16 protein-coding genes are annotated in these 20887 nt (G+C 69.2%); 5 read left to right on the plus strand and 11 right to left on the minus strand.

The window, feature by feature from the left end; translation table 11 throughout:
* A partial coding sequence (locus I0C86_RS11735) for a sugar ABC transporter substrate-binding protein (protein ID WP_196201260.1) occupies positions 1 to 1226 on the minus strand: 1226 nt, incomplete at its 3' end.
* 690 nt (positions 1227 to 1916) lie between these two features.
* On the opposite strand from I0C86_RS11735, the gene I0C86_RS43245 reads away from it, so the two are divergent.
* The 4 genes from I0C86_RS43245 (at position 1917) to I0C86_RS11750 (ending at position 4996) form a co-directional block, all read left to right on the plus strand.
* On the plus strand, positions 1917 to 2183 hold the full coding sequence (locus I0C86_RS43245; RefSeq protein WP_323373593.1) for an RICIN domain-containing protein: 267 nt from the start codon (positions 1917 to 1919) through the stop codon (positions 2181 to 2183).
* Complete coding sequence (locus I0C86_RS43250) at positions 2180 to 2326, plus strand: RICIN domain-containing protein (RefSeq protein ID WP_323373594.1); 147 nt, start codon at positions 2180 to 2182, stop codon at positions 2324 to 2326. The genes I0C86_RS43245 and I0C86_RS43250 overlap by 4 nt, the downstream gene beginning before the upstream one ends.
* A gap of 213 nt (positions 2327 to 2539) precedes the next feature.
* Positions 2540 to 4132, plus strand: a complete 1593-nt coding sequence (locus I0C86_RS11745) for an arabinofuranosidase catalytic domain-containing protein (protein WP_323373595.1) — start codon at positions 2540 to 2542, stop codon at positions 4130 to 4132.
* Between the two features lie 207 nt (positions 4133 to 4339).
* On the plus strand, positions 4340 to 4996 hold the full coding sequence (locus I0C86_RS11750) for a DNA alkylation repair protein (protein WP_323373596.1): 657 nt from the start codon (positions 4340 to 4342) through the stop codon (positions 4994 to 4996).
* A 45-nt stretch (positions 4997 to 5041) separates the two neighbouring features.
* Here the strand turns inward: I0C86_RS11750 and I0C86_RS11755 are convergent, their stop codons facing one another.
* From I0C86_RS11755 to I0C86_RS11795, 9 genes are all read right to left on the minus strand, one after another.
* Positions 5042 to 7918 carry a tetratricopeptide repeat protein gene (locus tag I0C86_RS11755; RefSeq protein ID WP_196201262.1) on the minus strand — a complete coding sequence of 959 codons (2877 nt, stop codon included), beginning with the start codon at positions 7916 to 7918 and terminating at the stop codon, positions 5042 to 5044.
* Between the two features lie 109 nt (positions 7919 to 8027).
* Entirely contained in the window at positions 8028 to 10985 is a 2958-nt protein-coding gene (locus tag I0C86_RS11760; protein WP_196201263.1) for an AfsR/SARP family transcriptional regulator, read from the minus strand.
* A gap of 123 nt (positions 10986 to 11108) precedes the next feature.
* Positions 11109 to 12635, minus strand: coding sequence for a glycoside hydrolase (locus I0C86_RS11765; RefSeq protein ID WP_196201264.1), 1527 nt, complete (start codon positions 12633 to 12635; stop codon positions 11109 to 11111).
* A 109-nt stretch (positions 12636 to 12744) separates the two neighbouring features.
* Entirely contained in the window at positions 12745 to 13623 is an 879-nt protein-coding gene (locus tag I0C86_RS11770; RefSeq protein WP_196201265.1) for an esterase/lipase family protein, read from the minus strand.
* A 267-nt stretch (positions 13624 to 13890) separates the two neighbouring features.
* Positions 13891 to 15201 (minus strand): histidinol dehydrogenase, encoded by a 1311-nt coding sequence (gene hisD / locus I0C86_RS11775; RefSeq protein WP_196201266.1) that lies wholly within the window; start codon positions 15199 to 15201, stop codon positions 13891 to 13893.
* A gap of 20 nt (positions 15202 to 15221) precedes the next feature.
* Positions 15222 to 16064, minus strand: a complete 843-nt coding sequence (locus tag I0C86_RS11780) for a PIG-L deacetylase family protein (RefSeq protein ID WP_196201267.1) — start codon at positions 16062 to 16064, stop codon at positions 15222 to 15224.
* 46 nt (positions 16065 to 16110) lie between these two features.
* Positions 16111 to 17199, minus strand: coding sequence for an alanine racemase (locus tag I0C86_RS11785; RefSeq protein ID WP_196201268.1), 1089 nt, complete (start codon positions 17197 to 17199; stop codon positions 16111 to 16113).
* On the minus strand, positions 17196 to 18029 hold the full coding sequence (locus tag I0C86_RS11790; protein ID WP_196201269.1) for an amidohydrolase family protein: 834 nt from the start codon (positions 18027 to 18029) through the stop codon (positions 17196 to 17198). Before I0C86_RS11790 ends, I0C86_RS11785 begins: the two co-directional genes overlap by 4 nt.
* 10 nt (positions 18030 to 18039) lie before the next feature.
* Complete coding sequence (locus I0C86_RS11795) at positions 18040 to 19614, minus strand: N-acyl-D-amino-acid deacylase family protein (protein WP_196201270.1); 1575 nt, start codon at positions 19612 to 19614, stop codon at positions 18040 to 18042.
* A 34-nt stretch (positions 19615 to 19648) separates the two neighbouring features.
* Here I0C86_RS11795 and I0C86_RS11800 point away from each other — a divergent pair, with 34 nt between their 5' ends.
* A complete protein-coding gene (locus tag I0C86_RS11800) occupies positions 19649 to 20026 on the plus strand; it encodes a RidA family protein (protein ID WP_196201271.1) in 378 nt (125 codons plus the stop codon).
* Between the two features lie 5 nt (positions 20027 to 20031).
* Here the strand turns inward: I0C86_RS11800 and I0C86_RS11805 are convergent, their stop codons facing one another.
* On the minus strand, positions 20032 to 20883 hold the full coding sequence (locus I0C86_RS11805; RefSeq protein WP_196201272.1) for an IclR family transcriptional regulator: 852 nt from the start codon (positions 20881 to 20883) through the stop codon (positions 20032 to 20034).
* Positions 20884 to 20887: the final 4 nt, after the last annotated feature.

Below are 20887 nucleotides of genomic sequence, written 5' to 3' on the forward strand. Positions count from 1 at the left end.
GGACAACCTCGGCACGAAGTACCCGAAGATCTCCGAATCCCTGTGGACCGCGGTGCCGACTGCACCGCGGTCCACAGGGATTCGGAGATCTTCGGGTACTTCGTGCCGAGGTTGTCCCCGGTACGGCCCTTGGCCGCCCGGACCGCCTCCACCCAGACCTTGAGCTTGGGGTCCGCGGCCGCCTGCCGATCCTGGACGGCGGCGACGGGTGCGACGTAGGAGAGCGTGGTGTCGGTGGTGAGGAGGTTGTCGGGGCTGGTCAGGCAGGCGACGAGTTTCTGCGATGTCTCGTACCGGCCGGTGTTCTTCTGCACTGGAATGGAGACGAACTCACCGCCGGTGGGTGCCGGCGCCGCACCGCCCGCGCTGGCCGGGATCGCGATGGTGCCGTACGAGAAGCCGAGTTTCTCCGCGTTGGCCAGCTGCCAGGTGCCGTTCTCGGCGAACGCGTAGTTCCCGGTGGCGAACTCCTGCCAGCTCGTGGTCTGGGTGTTGTTGATGACGGAGTTCGGGGCGTGGCCCTGCCTCAGCCAATCCGTCCAGAGCGTCAGCGCGGACACCGCCTGCGGCGAGTCCAGGCTGGTCAGTTGGGCGCCCGATCCCCAGAACCAGGGCAGGAACTGGAAGCTGCCCTCCTCGGTGCCGATCGCGGAGAAGGTGATGCCCTTCTTCCCCTTGGCCTTGACCTTGGTCAGTGCCGCGGTCAGTGTCGTCCAGTCCTTGATCGTGGTCGGATCGACGCCGGCGGCGGTCAGCAGATCCTTGTTGTAGTAGAGGGCGAGAGTGTTCGCCCCGATCGGCACCCCGTACGTCTTGCCCTCGCTCTGGCCGGCGCCGAGCAGGTTCGGCTCCATGGCCGAGACGTCCAGCTTGTTGTCGTCGGTGGTGGTGAGCGCGCCGGCCTCGGCCAGTGTCGAGATGACCGGGTTGTCCACGATCAGCACGTCCGGCGAGTTTCCCTGCTGAGCGGCGAGCAGCGCCTTGTTGGTCAGGTCGGTGGTGTCGTGGCCGGTCCGCTCGACCGTCACCCCCGCGGAGGTGCCGCACTTCCTGAGCAGCGCGACCCATTCGGAGTCGTCGGCGAACTGCGGGTACGGATCCCAGATGACGTACGCGCCACCGTCGGTGGGCTCGTCGGCGGACGACGAGCAGGCACTGCCCAGCGCTGCGGCCAGCGCTATCACGGCGACGGCGGCCACGCGCCGCCGACGACTGAGTCCTGTCATGTGTTGCCTCACTTCAAGTCGATCGTCAGGTGACCAGGTGGGATGTGCGGGTTGACCGTCACGGGCCGGACCGCAGCCCGACCATGAGGCGAATCGGTTCGAGGAATCGGTTCGCACGAAGATAGGTCCGCCCCTGCCCAGTGGTCAAGAGATGGCGGCTGCACGGGAAGACTTGTCGGGAAACACCGTGTTCATCCCATCGTCACTTCATTGACATCGTTCAGATCCCGGTCCTACGATCCGTGCGAATCGATTCGCAAGTACAGCCCTCCGGGGCGCGTCCCCCACGCCCCAGCAAGGAGCCGCCCGTGAAAACCCCGTCCTGCGGCAGGTCAGGACGGGCCCAGGTATTCGTCGCCCGACTCGCGGTCGGCCTGCTCGCCGCCGGCGGCGTCATCGTCGCCGCGTCTCCGGCCCAGGCCGCCGACGAGTCGATCACCGTCAACTTCGCCACGAACAGCGGTACGCCCACCTACCGCGCGTCCGGCTGGATCTACGGCACGACCGAGAACTCAGCTGGCACTCGCTGCCGCGCGACCCGGTCGCGAACGTCGCCGCCGCCAACGCCATCCTCGACCCGCGCGGCATCGCCCATCCGCGTCCCTACCAGACCTGCCGTACACCAACCAGACCGACACCTACACCGTCGCCCTGCTGCCACCGTCGGACGGCGGCTTCCAGTCGGTGGCGGTGGCCCAGCACTCCCAGCAGTGCCCGAACAACGCCGGCCCGAGCAGCGCGGACGGCAACGTCCAGCAGCAGAACTACTGCGACGGCGGTGACCAGCAGCTCTGGAACTTCGTCCCGGTCGCCGGCGTGGCCGACAGGTACACCGTGGTCAACCAGCAGAGCGGCAGGTGCCTCGACGTCAGCGGGGTGTCCAGCGCCGACGGCGCGGCCGTGCACCAGTGGACCTGCCTGAACGGCCTCACCAGCAGTTCACCCTGCGCAGGGTGACCTACTCGGGCAACGATTCACACGACTGTCAGCTCGTCGCCCGGCACAGCGGCAAGTGCGTCGATGTCAACACGGTCTCCACGGCGGCCGGCGCGCTGGTCCACCAGTGGACCTGCAAGGCGGTCACCCGGGCAGCCCGTTGAACCAGACGTGGCGGGTCCTGGGGCGGTAGACGTCCCCGGGGGTGTGATTCGCTGGCCGTCCGCCCAGCGGCCAGCGCATCACCGGACAGTCATTTATTGACATGAATTCAACAAAGGTCATACGATTCGCTGCGAATCGATTCGCCACCGCCACCACCACCCCCGTGGCGCGTCGACGAGCCCCGCGCCTCCACAACTCCGAGGAGCCACCTCGTGCGAACCCCGTCCCCCATCGCGCCAGGAAAAGCCCCCGATCCCATCCCGAGACGCCATCGCGCCCGACGTCTGACCGCCCTGGCGGCCGCTCTGGTCGGCGTTGTCGTCGGCATCGGCGCCACCGCCGGTGCCCCGTCGCCGACCGCCGAGGCAGCCGCGTTGGCGGCCGCCATCGAACCGGGACAGAGCACCAGGATCATCGGTACGCCGTCCGGCCGCTGCATCGAGGTGCCCAACTCCAGCACCACCAACGGCACCCAGACGCAGCTCTGGGACTGCAACGGCACTGCCGGCCAGACCTGGACGTGGACGTCGACCAAGCAACTCCAGGTGTACGGCAACAAGTGCCTGGACGCCTCCGGCCGAGGCACCACCAACGGCACCCAGGCGATCATCTGGGACTGCAACGGCCAGAACAACCAGCAGTGGAACGTCAACAGCAACGGCACCATCACCGGTGTGCAGTCCGGGCTCTGCCTGGACGCCAACGGCGCCGCCACCGCGAACGGCACCAAGCTCATCCTCTGGGCCTGCAACGGCGGCGCCAACCAACAGTGGGCCTCGCCGACCACCACCCCGCCGCCGACCAACCCACCGACCAACCCACCGACCAACCCGCCGAGCGGCGCGCGCCCGTGCGACATCTACGCCTCCGGCGGCACCCCCTGCATCGCGGCGCACAGCACCACGCGGGCGCTCTACGAGGCGTACGCCGGCAACCTCTACCAGGTCCGGCGCTCGTCGGACAACACGACCCGCAACATCGGGCTCACGGGTACGGGCGGCACCGCCAACGCGGCGACGCAGGACTCGTTCTGCACCGGCACGACCTGCGTGATCACCGTCGTCTTCGACCAGTCCGGGCGCGGGAACGACCTCTGGTACCAGGGGTCCAGCGTGGTTCCGGGGTCACCGCAGAGCAGGCCGGCGACCGCGACGACGGAGTCCCTGACGGTGGGCGGCGCCAAGGCGTACTCGCTCTACATCAACCCCGGTAACAGCTACTGGCGGGACGGGCACCTGACCGGCGTGCCCACCGGTGCCGCTCCCGAGGGCATGTACATGGTCACCAGCGGCACCCACGTCAACAGCGGCTGCTGCTTCGACTACGGCAACAGCGAGACGACGAGGAAGGCCGACGCCGCCGGAGCGATGGACGCGATCAACTTCGGCACACAGTGTTGGTTCGGCGGCTGCTCCGGCACCGGACCGTGGGTGCAGGCAGATCTGGAGTGGGGCCTCTTCCCCGGCGGCAGCCAGACCTGGAACCCGAACCAGCGCGCGTTCACCAGCAAGTTCGTCACCGCGACGCTCAAGAACAACGGCACGTCGCGCTTCGCCATCAAGGGCAGCAACGCCCAGTCCGGCAGCCTCTACACGCTGTGGGACGGCTCGCTTCCGCCGGGATACAGCCCGATGAAGAAGCAGGGCGCGATCATCCTGGGCAGTGGTGGTGACTGCTGCAAGCCCGACGGTGGTGCCAACCTGAGCGCCGGCACCTTCTACGAGGGCGCCATGGTCGCCGGCTATCCGTCAGACGCGACCGAGAACGCCGTACAGGCCAACGTGGTGGGCGCCGGTTACCGCTGATCCCGGCAACCGCGACCGAACAACCCGTGCGCCGGCCACCACCGGATGGTGGCCGGCGCACGCTCCTGCGCGACCACGGTGCCGGGACCTGGCACCGTGGTCATGCCGTGCCCGGGGCCGAACCTTCCCGACAGCCTCGTAGGCTGGGGTCTTCCGTGTGGGTGACAGGAGGCTGGGGTGGCCGAGACAACGCTGACCGGGTCGACGGTGGCCGAGGTGCTGGCCGAGCTGGCCGCGATGGAGGACCCGAAGGCACGCGAGGTGAACCGGAGACACGGTGACGATCACGGTGTGAACCTCAGCTCGCTGCGCGCGCTCGCGAAGCGGCTGAAAACGCAGCAGGAACTCGCACGCCAGCTCTGGGAAACGGCCGACAGCTCGGCAAGACTGCTGGCGATCCTGATCTGCCGCCCGAAGGCGTTCGCGTCCGAAGAGTTGGACATCATGTTGCGCGAGGCGCGGACCCCCAAGGTGCACGACTGGCTGGTGAACTACGTGGTGAGGAAGAATCCCCACTCCGAAGCGCTGCGCCTGGCCTGGTCCGCCGATCCGGATCCGGTGGTCGCGAGTGCCGGCTGGGCGCTGACCACCGAACGCGTCGCCAGGAAGCCCGAGGGGCTCGACCTCGCGGGGCTGCTCGACGTCATCGAGGCGGAGATGAGGAACGCGCCGGACCGTCTGCAGTGGGCGATGAACCACTGCCTGGCCCAGATCGGGATCGAGCATGCCGAGCACCGCGCCCGCGCGATCGGCATCGGCGAGCGCCTGGAAGTACTCAAGGACTATCCGACCTCGCCGGGCTGCACGTCGCCGTTCGCGCCGATCTGGATCAACGAGATGGTACGCCGACAGCACGGCCAGTAAACATCTTCGCGCCCACGACCGCGAACTCGCCTCCTGACGTACGACTCACTCGGGCAACCGTTTGAGGCGGGGCCGATCGGCGGCGAGCCCTTCGCGCCGTATCCGGGCCACCCTCGCCGGGTCACCCTCCTCTTTCTCAATGAACTCGAGCCACCGCTCCGCCGCACCGTACGTACCGGCACGCACCTCGGCACGCAGGTCGTCAACGCGTCGATGCTTCAGCAACAGCGCACTCAGATCCCCGCCGGCCTCCCAGTCCCCGGCGTCGGCCCGATCACGAAGGAGCGTCACCGCTTCCTCGACACGATCCGTGCGGGCCAGGAGAGCGGCCAGCCAAAGAGCTGCCTCACGATTCTCGGAGACCTCGGCCCTCAGCCTCTCGATTGCGTCATCGATGCGCCCCCTGTCGATTAGGCCGCCGACGGCCCATGACGTACGCGGCCAGCCCTCGACCGCCATTCCGCTGTTGACCTCGTACTCTTCGATCTCCACATCGGGATCGATCGTCAGCTCGGCAAGCAGGTCACTGGCCGGATGGTCGTCGGGCCTCGCTCTGCTCCGCAGGACTGCTATCGCCTTGTCCGGCCGCCACTGTCCCCTGAGAACCTCGGCAAGTCGCCGCTCGGGCGACGGTCCGTTGCCATCTGCTCGCAGCCCCAGCACCTCCAGCGCCTCGTCAAACCGGCTCGCCCACGCGAGCAGGTCGACGAGCAGCCTCGCTGCGCCAGCGTCGCCGTCCCCCACTCGTCCTCGAAGGGCCTGGACCTCACCCTCAAGGCGATCATGCTCGGTGAGCAGCTTGTACAGCTTCGACGAGGAGCTGAAGGGAACCTCCGGGTCGTATCGGTCCGTCAACAGCTGTATCGCCTCATCGAGCTGGCCATGTTCGGCCATCAACTCGATCAAGCGTGCATGCGCGTGCCAGTCCGTGCTGTTCTCGGCCCGATCCCGGGCACGTTCGATCGCCTCTGCGGACCGGTCGTTGTCCGCCAACAGGTTGATCAGCGTGTTCACCGCGCGGGCATCGCCCGCGTCGGCCTGAACCCGGGCACGTTCGATGGCTTCCACGGACTGGCCGTTGCTCGCCAGTAGGTCAATCAGCCGCTCTGCGGCACCGGCGACTCCCGCACCGACGCGAGTACGTGCCAGGTCGATCGCCTCGGCAGAACGACCTTCGGCCATGAGAAGTCGGAACAACCGATCCTCGACGCTCGGATCGCCGTCGTCGAGGCGGTTCCTCAGCAGACCGAGCGCCTCGTCGGGCCTCCGCCCCTCGATCAGAAGGTCAATAAGTTGATCGCTTGCACTTCTGTTATCGGGATGCGCGGCTGAATGTGCGCGTGCGACCCTGACTGCCTCATCAAGCTCACCAGCGAGCGTCAACAGGTGAACCACCACCGGAACGTAACCTTTGCTGCCCGCATCGCAGAGGCGGCGGTACGCCTCGATCGCCTCGGGGTACTGGAGTCGCCGTTCGGCATTCTCCGCGAGCCGTCGCAGATCATCCTCGTTGGCGGTCTTCTCGACAAGAGCCCGCCATGTCGCACCAGACAGTTGTACGGTTCGGCGCTCTTTCGTCAACTGCTGCATGAGATAGTCCGTCACCGTGTAACCAACGATTGTTCGGCGGTCCGGAGCCGGGATGGGCATGAGGGGTGAGGTCGCTCGATCAATGCGACGTCGACTACTGGTCAGTTCGTCGAGAACCGGCGGAAACCAAGAATTGTCAGTGTAGATCGCCTGGAGGTAACCACGAGCTGCCTCGCAGAGCAGATCCCCGGAAAGAGGGCTCTGAATTCCCATTCTGCGAGCGTCGATCGCCGCATGCAGGACGGCAGCCTGGGCGGGAGTGGCTCGGGCGTAGCGCGCGGTCACCTCCCTGGCACCGGCAAGCGCCTCGGTGACGTTGTAGTCCCGGTCAGCCAGGGCTGCTGCCAGTCGGGGGTCTTCCACGCCGAGGGTTGCCGCGACGGCCCGCTCGGCGTCCGAGAAGCTGTGCAGACGGATTTCGTCGACGCGTTCGTACTCAAGGATGTCCAGCGCGGCCGGATAGCGGGGCGGTGGGACAGGAACGTCGGGGAGCAGGTTGCGTGCGCGGAATGTGGAGGCATATTCCGGCCAGAGCGTGCCGAGGACAACCACCGGCGTCGAAGAGTCCAGTAGTCGACGGATATCGGCCGCCGCAATCGGCGTTGAACCCTCGGTGAGGTAGGGTCCGGGCAGAAAACGTTGCAACTCGTCGAGCCATACGATCAGATTGGGTGACGTGTCGACGTTGCGCGCGGCTTTTTTTACGGACCCGCCGTCGCCGAGGTCGGGTGCCAGTAGGGAGAATTCAGCCAACTCCTGCCGGGCTGTCTCGTACAGCAGCCGCGTTTTTCCGACGCACGAATCGCCGATCAGGATCAGGAAGCCTCCGTCGGTGCGCGCCCGCCGCATCCATCGGCGCACCTCGGGTCCGACCGTGCGCTCGACGAAGACCACGGGAGTGGCGTCGGTCGTTGCCCCGCTGCGGTGACGCCTCCCAGGTGCAGAGACGGTGACATCGGACGGACCCGGAGAGGAAAGAGCACGGTGAATACGAAGGCGCGGATCGGCGGCGCACCCTGCACCGATCCTGGGCAGCCTGCCGAGGTCGTCAGAACTCTGACGTGGCTCAGCACCGAGGGGCTGCCCCGTACGGGAGTCGTTCCGACCGTCCTCCCGTCCTCCTCGGTCGACGCTCGACTGGAACCGCCAGACTCCGAAGGCCGCAAGGACGCCAAGTAGCGTCGCGGCCACAATCGACGCGAACGGGTGCTTCCGAAGGATGTCGAGACCGAACGGCCACGGAGCTTCGAGATCCGAGGCGACGTTCGTGGCCATCCCGGCAGCCGCCGCGGACAGCAGACCCACGACCAGCATCGCGGCGACCGCGCTCATCGGCCACCATCTCCGCCGACGCATCGTCGCCCCTTCCCGGTCCCCGGCGACTTCGCCCTCAACCCTGGGGCTCAGGCCTGCCCTTCGGCCTGTCTCCGGTAACGCCCCGTCAGGGACGATGGAGACCGACTTCGATCGTAGTCGTGCTGGTCGAGACCGGACGGCGAGATGTCGCACCGGACGGCGGCACGTCAGGTTTGAGTTTGGCGCGGATGGTGTCGGCGTCGGGATGGTCGAGTTGGTCGAGAATGGTCAGGGCCTGCCGCCAGGCGATGGCGGCGGCGCCCGTCTGGTCCAGAGCGTGATGGGTATTGCCGAGATGGTGTAGGACATCCGCCTCGTAATAGCGGTCGTCCGCCTGCCGGAGCAGCTCGATCGCCTCCTCGTAGCAGGAGATGGCGGATTTGTAGTCGCCGAGCTGGTGGTGGATGTAGCCGAGGCTGTCCAACGTGTACGCGACTCCACGATGGTCTCTGCCTTCCCGTTGCAGCGTCAGTGCCCGCTGGCAGTGGACCAGTGCCTGCCGGTGGTCGCCGAGAAGCGAATAGCACCAGCCGTACGAGTTGAGGGCCCGGGCCTGCCCTGTGCGGTCACCGGCGTCCCGGAACCCGGCGAGGGCCAGCCGGGCCTGCTCCAGCGCTTCCCGGTGGCGACCTTCCCGTTCCAACACGAAGCCGAGGCCGAGATGGGTCTTGCCCCGCCCGAGATGGTCGCCGACCGCCCTGTACCGGTCGAGGGCCTGCTGGAACTCGGTGACCGCGGCGTCGCGGCGACGCAGCCGGGCGTACGCGAAGCCGAGGGTCCGGTGAGCGTCCGCCTGCCTGGCAGGATCGCCGACGCGCTGCGCGGCGGCCAGGGCGATCCGCTGGGTGGCGGCCAGATCGGACCAGTGCCCCTGGCGCTGGAGGAAGTCCGACAGGGTCCAGGCCAACTGGGCCGCGAGGTCGTCGAGGCCGTGGTCGGCGGCCTGCCGGATCGCGGCCAGCAGGACCGGCCGCTCGGCGGCGAACCAGGCGAGCGCCTGATGGTCCTCGGCGACCTCCTCCGGAGTCACCCCGGCCGATGGTGGCGGCACCGTGATCGGCTCCCGGATCGGATGCAGTACCAGGGCGGCGGTGTACGCGCTGTGCAGGTAGTGGCTGAGTACGCGGTCCAGTGCCGCTCGCCGGTCCACCTCCGGGTCCACGGTGTCGGTGAGTTCGGTGGCGTACGAGCGGAGCAGGTCGTGGAACGTGTACCGGCCCGAGATGTGTTCGGTGAGCAGGTGCGCCTCGGTCAGTGCGGCCAGCAGGGGCCCTACCTGGCGTGCCGGGATACCCGCGAGGCTGGCCGCGGCGGGTGCAGCGATGTCCGGCCCGGGATTCGGGCCGAGCATCCGGAACAGCCGTGCGGCCGACGACCGCAGGGTGTGGTACGACCAGGAGAAGACGGCCCGTACGTCGGTGGCGGAGTCTCCGCCGGCGAACCGGTCGAGACCGCCGCGGGCGGCCCGCAGTTGCCCGGCGATGGCGGTGAGCGGGAACTCGGGGTGGATGGCAGCGCGGGCGGCCACGATCGCCAGGGCGAGCGGAAGCCGGGCGCATTCGGCGATGATCTCGTCGACGGCCGCGGATTCGGTGGCGGTCCGTTGGTGGCCGAGCCGGCTGGTGAGCATGGCGCGGGCCTCGGCGGGGGTGGGCACGTCCACGGTGACCGGATGCGCGCCGTCGGTCGCGACCAGTCCAGCGAGTTGGCTGCGGCTGGTCACCACGGTCAGACAGCCGGGGCCACCGGGCAGCAGTGGGCGGACCTGGGCGGCGTCGCGGGCGTTGTCCAGGACCACCAGGACGCGCCGCCGGGCGAGCAGGCTGCGATACAGACCGCTCTGCGCCGGCAGGTCCGCCGGGATCCGCTCGGGCGCCACCCCGAGCGCGTCCAGGAATCCGCGGACCGCGTCGGCGGGAACCATCGCGGGCCCGTCCGGGTCGAAGCCGCGCAGATTCACGTACAACTGCCCGTCGGGGAACCGGTCGGCCACCTGATGCGCCCAGTGCACCGCCAACGAGGTCTTGCCGACGCCGGCCATGCCCGAGATCGCGGCGATCAACACGGTCCGAGGGTCCTGGCCGGAGTCGTCGAGGACTGTGTCGAGCATCTTGATCTCGCTGGCGCGATTGACGAAGCGCACGACGTCGGCGGGCAGCTGCCGGGGCGCCGCCAGGTCCGAAGTCCGTGCCGATGGTTCAACCCGCGCTTCGACCGGCCGCGCATCGTCCGCGCCTGGCGGCAGGTCGGCCGTGCCCGGCAGGTGCTCCCAGGGCACGGATGGTCGCACCTCGCCGGCCAGCAGCAGTGCCGGCTCGCGCCGAAGCATCTGCCGGTGAAGCTCATGTAGGGCCGCGCCGGGATCGATGCCGAGGGCGTCCCGGAGCCGCAGACGGGTGTGCGTGAAGCAGTCCAGCGCCTCGACCGTCCGGCCACATCGGTACAGCGCGACCATGAGGTGGCCGACAAGTGGCTCCGCCATCGGGTACGCCGACACCAGGGTGGACAGTTCGGCCAGTACCTCTGCGTGGCGGCCGAGTATCAACTCGACGTCGAAACGCTCGTGAAGCAACGTCAGCCGTTCCCGCTCCAGGCCGTCGCGGACCCGGGAGGCCCAGTCCCCGTCGATCCCGGTCAGCGGCGCGTCCCGCCACAGTGCGAGCGCGCGTCGGTAGCCCTCCGCGGACGCACCGATGTCGTCCGCTTCCGCGCAACTGCGCGCCCGCTTCGCGAGGCCACGCGCCCGGTGCAGGTCGACCTCTTCAGGATCCACCTCGAGCCGGTAGCCACTGCCGGTCTTACGCAGCGGCACACCGATGTCGCGGAGCAGTCGCCTGAGCCGCGAGACGTGAGCATAAACAGAATCACGCGCGTGCACCGGCGGGGCCTCGCCCCACACCCGGTCGATCAACCCCGCCGTGGTCACCGCTTGGCCGGGATGCATCGCGAGAACCGCGAGCACGCAGCGCTGCTTTGCCGTGCCCGCGGCCACGAACCCATCGGCGCTCGCGATCTCGACTGACCCAAGTACGCGAATTCGCATCGCGACCTTTCCTGACAGCGACAGCCATCAGACCAGGTCCATATGGGAACTGCAAGCAGATTTGCGACACCGCGCCACGCCGGGGCCGGCGCACCCGGCCCCCGAGTACCGCCAACGGCGGTCTCACCGTGGTGAACCCGCCGCCCGGGAATGGAAACCGTCAACCTCGAAGGTCTCGACGGTGTGGGCCGGGATGTCCACCACGAACCGGTGAGCGCTGCGTCGAAGGTCGGTGCCGGCGACGTACTGCCGGCCGATGGTGCCGTTCGGGTCCGCGTCAGTGGTCCACCTGCGGACCATCCCGTCCGCCGACCCTCCGATGGCGGCGAACCGGGACAGGTCATATGTGATCCGTTGTGGGGAGTCACCGCAGACCGTGACCAGGACGAGCCGACCGGCGGACGCGTCGTAGGCGGCGACGGTGGCCTGGTCGCCACTGTCGATGATGACCATCCCCGGACGGATGTGCCGGGTGTACTGCGCGAGGACGAAGTACTTGTTGCTGACCGCCCCCAGCGTGCCGGTCACGCTCGTCGGATCGGGATAGCCTGCCTCGACCAGCCCCCACGTCAGGCCGTCGACCGGCTGCCAGTAACACCACGCTGTCGGATGGAGATAGCGCAGATCGAGGCTGAGGTTGTAGGCGAGGTAGAGACCGTGGTTCCAGCCCTCGCCGTACTCGGACTGCCACAACCGGCGGCGGTCGGCGTGCACCGCGCGGTACAGCTCACCGCGCGGACCGCCGGTGTTGCCGTACTCGTAGCCGTGCACGTCGACCCGACCGACCAGCGATCTGGTCGCGGGCGGGAAACTGTTCCAGGTCGTGGTCGCCATCGCGTACGTGCTCTCGTCCGAGGCGGCAATCTCCGTCCGGTCCAGCCCACGGCTGTCGAGTTCGGTACGGAGGTACCGGAGGACCTGCTGCTGGACGCCCGGGTCCAGATGGCACCCTTCCTGTGGGCCGTCCGCCCGCCACCAGGGCGCCGCCGGCTCGTTGAACGCCGCGACCGAGGAGAAGTCCACCGCCCAGTTGTCCTGGGCGTACTTCGCGACCGTCGCGAGGTAGATCGCGTGCTGGCGGTAGTTCCAGGACTGCAGGTTGTTTCCGCCGTCTGCCGCGCCGGACGGGTTGTGGTTGACACACATCCACCACAGCGGCGAGACGGAGAACAATTCGAACACGTCCGCGCCCCGGTCCCGGGCCTTGCTCATCATCTGCCGCTGGTTCGCGTCGGCCCGCCAGTTCCAGCTGGCGGACGCCGGGTCGGTGCTGGCCCAGTCCAGCCAGTAGCCGTCGATCTGCTTGTAACGCGGGATATTCGGCGACGCGACCATGCTCACCGGGGGCGTCCCGATCGTCCGCGACGTGCAGGCGCCCAGGTTGTAGCGGACGATGTTCAGGCCAAGGCCGGGATAGCTCCGGCCGCCGTACGACACGGTGTCGCGGGTGTAGAACAGATCGGCGAGGGTGTCGTTGTCGCCGAAGACGTTCGCCCACCAGGACAGCGAGGCGCCCCAACCCTCCCAGGGTCCGTAGCTCCGCAACGGGTCGACGGTCGTCGTGTAGTCGGCGTACGCGGGCCCTCCCAGCAGCACGCCACCGACCGACGCCGCTGCCACACCTCCGATCAGATGCCGTCGGGTCACCATCAGCAGTTACCTCCGGATCGATGTTGGACGTCGGGCTTCCGCCGCCCCGACGCGGGATGCCGGCGTCGGGGCGGCGGTCGTACCGGACTGGACTACGAGCCGGCCGGGCCTACCACGCGAAGTACCAGTAGCACCCGTTGTTCGCCACCCGTACGGGGGCCGCCTGGTTGCCGGACGGGTCGGTCCAGGTATCTCCGTGGTCATTCGAGTACTTGTGGGTCCAGGAGCCGGTGGTCTTCTGATGGATATTGGCGTGGCTGGTGCCCGGGACGTCGTTGTAGATCACTTTATGTCGGGCGTTCATGTTCGTGGCCACTCTTGACGGGACGATGACGTCGCCCTCGAAGCCGACCACGGTCCAGTCGGTGCCATGGGTACCCTGTGGATTGTCCTTGAGACTCAACATGAGGGCGGGTGAGGCCATCTCCACGCATTGCTTTACGAGGATGACCGCCCCACAGAGGGTGGCCAGCGCAGAGCCTGTTCCGTGAGGAGTCGACAACGTGACGACGTCCTCGACGAAGATGAAGGGCGGGTATCCGTCCCGTCTCTCCTGTACGCCGGTGAGCGCGCTCCGGATGATGAGCCCGCCCATGGAGTGGGCGATCACATCGACCGCGACGCCATTCTGGGAATACCGCTGGTAGATCGTCTCCGCCAACTGCTTGCCGAGGTCCAGGATCGACGTGAACCGACCCCCGCGGCTGGGGCGCAGAGAGCAGTTCGTATCTCCCGTGTAATAGCCGACGGTGACCAGATCACCGGTCCATGCCCATCCCCTCATGGCCGATACGGCCGCGCCCCAGTAGCTGTTGCAGTCGTATCCCGGGTCGACATGCTCGCCGTCGAATCCGTGGATGAAGAGCACCGGCTTGTCAGCGCTGTCATTGCGTACGGGTGTCGCCGCCGCCGGCACGGCCATCGATAGTGCCGCGACCACACCGACTACCACCGCCCCGATAGTCGGTCGTATCCAGCCTTGTTTCATGGGCGTACCTGCTCTCCTCCGGGTAGCGGGTACGTCCGTCGCGTGATCGCGGGGCCGACCCGAGGATTCGTCCGTCCGGGATCCGGACCGGGCAACAAATCCGTGTGCTCGATCGTCCGCGAACGAGCTGGTCGGCCACCTTGCGAGAAGTCTTGCGAAAACCTTGCAGGACCTACGATTTTTGCCGGGGCGTCAGCGGGGCGCGAGCCTCGACTCGTCGACCGCCCCGGCCGGCTGTACGGTCGGCAGGGCCGGCGGTGGCCCGATTCAGACCCCGGGTGGGGCCCAGGGCAGGGGGTCGGCGGCGTACTTGTGGGCGCGGACGTCGCCGGAGCGGGCGTGCCCCTCGAACAGCTCGACCCGGGCCGCCCGGCCACACAGCCGGCCCAGCTCGACGCTCGCCTCGCGGTTGGTCACCTCCTGGTAGGTGACCGTCTTCAGGTACTTGCCGACCCACAGGCCACCGGTGTAGCGAGCCGCGCCACGGGTGGGCAGGGTGTGGTTGGTGCCGATCACCTTGTCGCCGTAGGAGACGCAGGTTCCCTCGCCCAGGAACAGCGCGCCGTAGTTGCGCATCTGGTCCAGGGCGTCGCGCGGCGACTCGGTCAACACCTGGACGTGTTCGGCGGCGTACGAGTCCGCCAGCGAGAACGCCTCGGTCAGGTCCGCCACCACCGCCACCTCGCCGTGGTCGCGCCACGCGGGTCCGGCGAAGTCCCGGGTGGGCATGCCGGGCAGGATCTGCTCGATCAGTTCCATGACCTGCCGGGCCAGCGGCTCCGAGTCCGTGATCAGGATGGCCGGCGAGTCGGGGCCGTGCTCGGCCTGACTCAGCAGGTCGACCGCGACCACGAACGGGTCCGCGGCGGCGTCGGCGACGACCAGGATCTCGGTCGGGCCGGCGAACAGGTCGATGCCGACCTCGCCGAAGAGCTGGCGCTTGGCCTCCGCGACGTACGCGTTGCCGGGACCGGCCAGCAGATCGACCTTGCCGATCGTCTCGGTGCCCAGCGCCATCGCGGCCACCGCCTGGGTGCCGCCGAGCAGGTAGATCTCGTCGGCGCCGGCCAGGTGCAGCGCTGCGACCGTCGCGGCCGGGATCTCGCCGTGGATCGGCGGTGTGCAGGACGCCACCCGCTCGACACCGGCGACCTTCGCCGTCACCACGGTCATGTGCGCCGACGCCACCAGCGGATAGCGGCCGCCGGGCACGTAGGCACCGGCCGCCGCCACCGGGATGTTCTTCTGGCCGAGGAAGACCCCGGGCTCGACCTCCGCCTCGAAGTCGTGCAGGGACTCCTTCTGCCGTTGTGCGAAGTCGCGTACCCGGGCCTGCACGGTGGTGATGTCGGCGATCGCCTGTTCGGGAACGGTCGCGACGATCCGCTCGATCTCTTCGCCGCCGAGCCGGAACGACTCGGGCGACCAGTTGTCGAACTTCTCCGAATACTCCCGGACCGCCGCGTCGCCACGGGACCGGACGTCCGCGATCACCGCCGCGACCGTCTCGCGTACGCCCTGGGACCGGGCGTCGTCGTGGGTCACCAGGGGGGCGGACTTGAGGTAACGAGCTGCCATGGCCACCAGCCTCCAAGTATCTACAGCGGGTAGGTTGCCCGCAGGTCGAGCCGGCTGTAGGTGATGTGCCGGGTCAGCACGTCCTCGCTGCGCGCGGCCTCGGTGACCGGGAGCAGGGTGTGGGTTTCGTTGTTCAGCCGGTAGAACGCCTCGGCGAAGTTGACGCCGGCCACCCGGCCGTGCTCGCCGTTGTTGGCCTCGATGAGCTTGCGGGCGAACAGCCCGGAGTAGCCCTGGCTGTCGAAGCAGTCCATCGCGGCGACCTTCTTGCCGACCACCTCGGTGATGTCGATGTAGACGTCGTTGCGCAGCCCGTGGAGGCTCAGTCCGTCGGCGGCGATCACCGGCAGCGACGTGAAGAAGACCTGTTTGACGTGGAACTCCGACCGGCCGTCCAGGTTGCGCAGGAACATGCCGGCGCGGCCGAGCGCGGCCAGCACGCTCACCGTCGCGACCGTGTGCACGTTGGCGGCCATCACCGGATTGACCGGGTAGTCGCAGATCACCACGTCGGGTCGCTCGATCGCGAGCTGCTCGGCGATCTGGTCAACGACCGCCTCCTGGAGGGCGGCGTAGTGGTCGTCGAGGTCGAGGGTGATCACCCGAGAGATGCCGACGATCTCCGCCGCCCGTTCCAGCTCGCCCTTCTTGTGCGCCGCGATCGCGTCCAGGTCGGCCCCCACGATCGTTTCGTCGGGGTGCTCCTTGCGCCACTCCTCGGCGTACCGGTTGGCGTGCATCCTGCCGCCGTGGGTGAGGATCAGCGCGACCACCTCGTCACCTGCGGCCGCGTGACGGGCCAGGGTGCCGCCGCAGTTGGTGATCGTGTCCGCCGGATGAGCGTAGATGGTCAGAACCTTCATGGCTGCCAAGCCAACGTGAAATGCCATTCCATGTCAACAGACCCGGTCAGTACCGGGCGGAAATTTCCCAGCGTTCGACCGCCATGTCGCCGCGCACCGCGTACAGGTGGCTCCACATGTTGGTCGTGCCGCAGGCGTGGTTCGGCACCAGCCGCACCAGGTCGCCGACCGCCAGCGGATCGGCGTCGCCCTCGTGCAGGAAACCGTGCTCCTCGTTGGCCTCGGGAAAGGTGACACCCGGACGGTCGAGCACCAGACCGACGCCGCCGGCCACCGCGATCGTGTCGGAACTCATCGCCTTGACCCCGGCGTCGATGATCGGCCGCCCGGCCCGCCGTACCGACGCCACCCGGGCAAGCACGGTCTGCGCGCACTGGTCGAGCGTGCAGCTGCCGAGCCGGATCTGGTTGCCGTCGAAGTAGACGTAGGTACCGGGCCGTCCCTCGGTCACCCCGGGCACGAACGGCGCCGACGTGGCACCGGGCGTCGACCCGACCGAGACGACCTCCACCGCGAACTCGGCGGCACGCAGATCCTCGGCGATCGAGACCAGCAGCGTACCGGCGGCCGCGCCGGCCCTCTCCAGGTCCGAGCGCTCGGCCAGCGCGGAGATGTGCCCCTCGTGGGTCAGTACGCCGCGCAGCCGCAGGCCGGGCAGCGCGGCGATCCCGGCCGCCGTCGCGATCGCGGCGGACGGTTCCACACCGAGCCGGCCGTGCCCGGTGTCGACCTCGAGGACGAACGGCACCGTGACCCCGGCGGCTTCCGCCGCGACGGACAACGGCCGCGCCGCCTCGACCGAGTCCAGCGACACGGTCAGCCCGCCGCCGTGCCGCGCGATCGAGTCGACGACGAACGCGACCTTGCGCGGCCCGATCGGGACGTGTGCCCAGAGCAGGTCGGTAACGCCACGGCTCTGCAGCCAGGCCACCTCGACGGCGGTCGAGCAGGTGAACCCGATCGCTCCGGCGTCAAGCTGCCGGCGGGCCACCTCCCAGCATTTCGAGGTCTTGATGTGTGGCCGCAGCCCGACGCCGGCGGCCGCGAAGGCACCGGCCATCGAGGCGATGTTGCGCTCCAGCCGGTCGAGGTCGACCAGCAGCGTCGGGGTGGGCAGCTCGGCGAGCGGGATCATGCCAGCCCCAGCGCCGCGCGCGGGTCACCGTCCAGCAGCCACTCGATCGTCGACGGCTCGATCGCAGGCAGCCCGGACGGCCGCATCTCGGCGAGCGAGCGCAGCCCCGCCACCGCGCCGGCCGGAGTCCACATCGGAAAGTCGGAGCCGAAGAGCAGCTTCTCCGCCACGCCCCACTCCTGCGCCCGGACCAGCGCCATGAACCCGTCGAGCGGCCGCGCCCACGAGGCCGACACGTCGCCGAACACGTTGCGATTCTTCCGCAGCACCACGATCGTCTCGCGCTGCCAGGGATGCCCCAGGTGGGCGACGATCTGCTTGAGGTCGGGGTGCCGGCGGGCCACGTCGTCGACCAGCAGCGGGTTGGTCAGCTCCAACCGCCCCTCGGGGCTGGGCGTCGTGCCCATGTGCCAGAGCACGATCAGGCCGGCCTCGGTCGCCGCCCGGAAGAACGGGTCGTGCGCCTCGTCGCGCGGGTCGAAGTGGGCCAGCACCGGGTAGAGCTTCACGCCACGCAGACCACGGGCGATCCCGTCGGCGAGCTGCTCCATAACGTCGGCGTCGGAGAGATCGAGGGCCATGAAGCCGAGCGTGTCGGTCGAGGTCTGCGCGCAGAACTCCTCGACGTACTCGTTGGGGGTGATCACGCCGGCCCGGGTGGCCCGCATGCCGAAAACGAACGCCAGGTCCACGCCGGCCGCGGCCATCGCCTCGTCGTACTGCTCCGGGGTGCGGTCGGCGTACTCGTGGCCGTAGACCGGCTGCCAGTTGCGGTGCCACTCGCAGCCCCAGTGCTCGGCGAGGTGGCAGTGGGTGTGCACGTCGATCATCTGTTGCCTCTCACGCTCTGCTGGTTGTCAGGACGTTCCCGGCCCGGCTGCCGGTGTGCGCTCCCCCGTCGACGGTGACCACGCCGTTGACCAGCACCAGGTCGATGCCGGCGGCGAACTGGTGCGGCGCGGTGAAGGTGGCCCGGTCGGTCAGCCGCGCCGGGTCGAAGACCACCACGTCGGCCGGCGCGCCCGGCCGGAGCAGACCACGGTCGTGCAGCCCGACCCGGGTGGCGGGCGCCGAGGTGCAGCGCCGTACCGCGTCCGGCAGGTCGGTGGCGTACCGGTGCAGGAACCGCGGAAAGGTGCCGTAGCTGCGCGGGTGCGGGACGCCGGCACCGGTCACGCCGCCCGGGTCGAGCGCGAGCCCGTCGGAGGCGACCACCGCCGCCGGATGGCCGAGCACCGTGCGCAGGTCGTCGTCGCTGCGCCCGCCGGCCGTCATCAGCACCCCGTTGCCCAGTTCGGCGAGCAGGTCGAGGACCAGGTCGGCGGCGTCGACGCCGGCGGCCTCAGCGAGCGCGGCGATCGACCGCCCGACGACCGGGTCCGGCGCGGGCCGGCTGGTCCAGCTCAGGGTCAGCTCGTCCCACCCGGTCGGCCGGTCCAGCCAGGCGGCCCGGATCTCCGCGCGCAGCGCCGGGTCCCGCAGCCGCGGCGCCCACGCCTCCGGCCCGCCCTCCTGGGCGTACGCCGGCAGCAGTTGCGACAGCGGCGCGTTGCCGTGCAGGTAGGGGTAGATGTCGACGCCGACGTCGAAGCCGTCCGCGTTGGCGGCGTCGACCAGGTCGAGGGCGCGCCGGACCGCGCCCCAGTTCCGGCGGCCGACGGCGGCGAGGTGGGAGATCTGGGTACGGGCACCGGTCGCCCGGGCAATCCGGACCGCCTGGCCGACCGAGTCGAGCAGTTCGTCGTCGTAGTTGCGCACGTGCCAGGTGAAGATCCGGTCCCGGTCGGCGACCACGGACGCCAGGGCCAGCAGCTCGGCGTCGCGCACGTAGGGCAGCGGCGCGTAGACCAGTCCGGTGGAGAGCCCGACCGCGCCCGCGTCGAACGCCTCGCCCAGCAGCCCGCGCATCCGGTCGATCTCGGCGGGATCCGCGGCCCGGTCGGCGAAGCCCACCACCGAGGCGTGCAGCGCGAGGTGTCCGACCAGGGCGGCCACGTTGACTCCGGGGCCGGCGGCGGCCAGCACCGCGAGGTAGCCGTTCAGGTCCGGCCAGGACCAGTCGACCGCCGGATCGAGGTCGAGGTAGCCGACCGCCTGCCGGATCGGTCCGACCGGCGCGCCCGGTGCCAGCGGCGCGACGCTCAACCCGCAGTTGCCGACCACCTCGGTGGTCACCCCCTGGTGCACCGCGCTCAGCGCCCGCGGGTCGGAGAGCAGCGTCAGGTCGGAGTGGGTGTGGATGTCGACGAAACCCGGGCAGACCACGCGGCCGGTGACGTCGCGCACCGCCTGCGCGGACAGCCCGGAACCGATCGCGGCGACCCGGCCGGCGCGGACCAGCACGTCGGCCGTGACCGTCGGCCCGCCGGATCCGTCGACCACCAGCCCGCCGGCGAGCAGCAGGTCACCAGGCATGGGCAGCTCGCATGGAATGTGATTCCATGTTCCAATGATCGAGAGATTCCACCCCGAAGGGCTTCCCACGCCCCCCGTGCCACTGTCCTCCGCCACCAAGGCGGGCGACTTCGTCTTCGTCTCCGGCCAGGTCGCCACCGACCACGAGAACAACGTCTTCGTCGGCGACTTCACCCGCGAGGTGGAGAGCACGTTGGACAACGTGGAGGCGGTACTCGCCTCGGCCGGCGCCCGCCCCGACCAGATCGTCAAGATCGGTGCGTACCTGTCGAACGCCATCCTGTTCGCGCCGTTCAACGAGGTCTACCGGCGCCGCTTCCCGCAGGCTCCGCCGGCCCGCACGACCGTCGTGGTCGATTTCGGCCACCCCAATGTACGAGTGGAGATCGAGGCGATCGCCTACCTGGGCTGAGCGGCTCATGAGCGACCGACGACCCGCAGGGAACGGTGCACGATCCGCAGCGCCGTGACGAAGTCCGGGTCGTCGGTCACCGCCACGGCCGCCTCCCCCAGCGCCGCGACGTACTCGTGCTGCTTGGCCGTGCTGAACTCCCCCGCCGGCCCGGACACGCTCACCGCGGCCAGGCAGTCGCCGTCGATCCGCACCGGCACCGCGACGCAGCGCAGGCCGACGCTGCGTTCGTTGTCGTCGAGCGCGTAGCCGCGCCGGGTCACCTTCCTCAGGTCCTTGCGCAGGTCGGTCAGCGTGGTCAGGGTGTTCTCGGTGAACGCCGGGAACGGCTCGGCCGGCACGGCCGAGCCGACCTGGTCGTCGGGCAGTTCGGAGAGCAGCACCTTGCCCAGGCCGGTGGCGTAGGTGTGGTCACGGGCGCCCAGCGCGGTGGTGAACCGCAGCGGCCGGTCCGGCTCGGCGACGCAGATGTGCAACACCTGGTCGCCGTCGAGAACGCCGAGGTTCGCCGTCTGCCCGGTGCCCACGGCGACCGGCTGAAGGTAGCGCTCGGCGACCAGGGTCAGGTCCAGGTTGGACACGTACGCGGCGGCCAGCCGCTGCACCTTGTGGCCGAGCCGGTAGGACGGGCGTTCGTCGACCCGGACCAGATATTCCATTTCGGACAGCACGGCAAGCAGCCGCACCAGAGTGCTCTTCGGCAGGGCGGTGGCGTTGCTGAACTCGGTCAGGGTCAGCGGCTCCGGTGCCGCCGCCAGCATCTCCAGCAGGGCGAGCCCACGCGCGAGCGCGTTGGCGTGGTAGTTGGCCGACGCCGGCTTGGCGTCGTCGACGGAGGTGCGGGGTGAACTCGGCATTGTG

The sequence above is a fragment of the Plantactinospora alkalitolerans genome (assembly GCF_015690345.1).
Classification (GTDB): domain Bacteria; phylum Actinomycetota; class Actinomycetes; order Mycobacteriales; family Micromonosporaceae; genus Plantactinospora; species Plantactinospora alkalitolerans.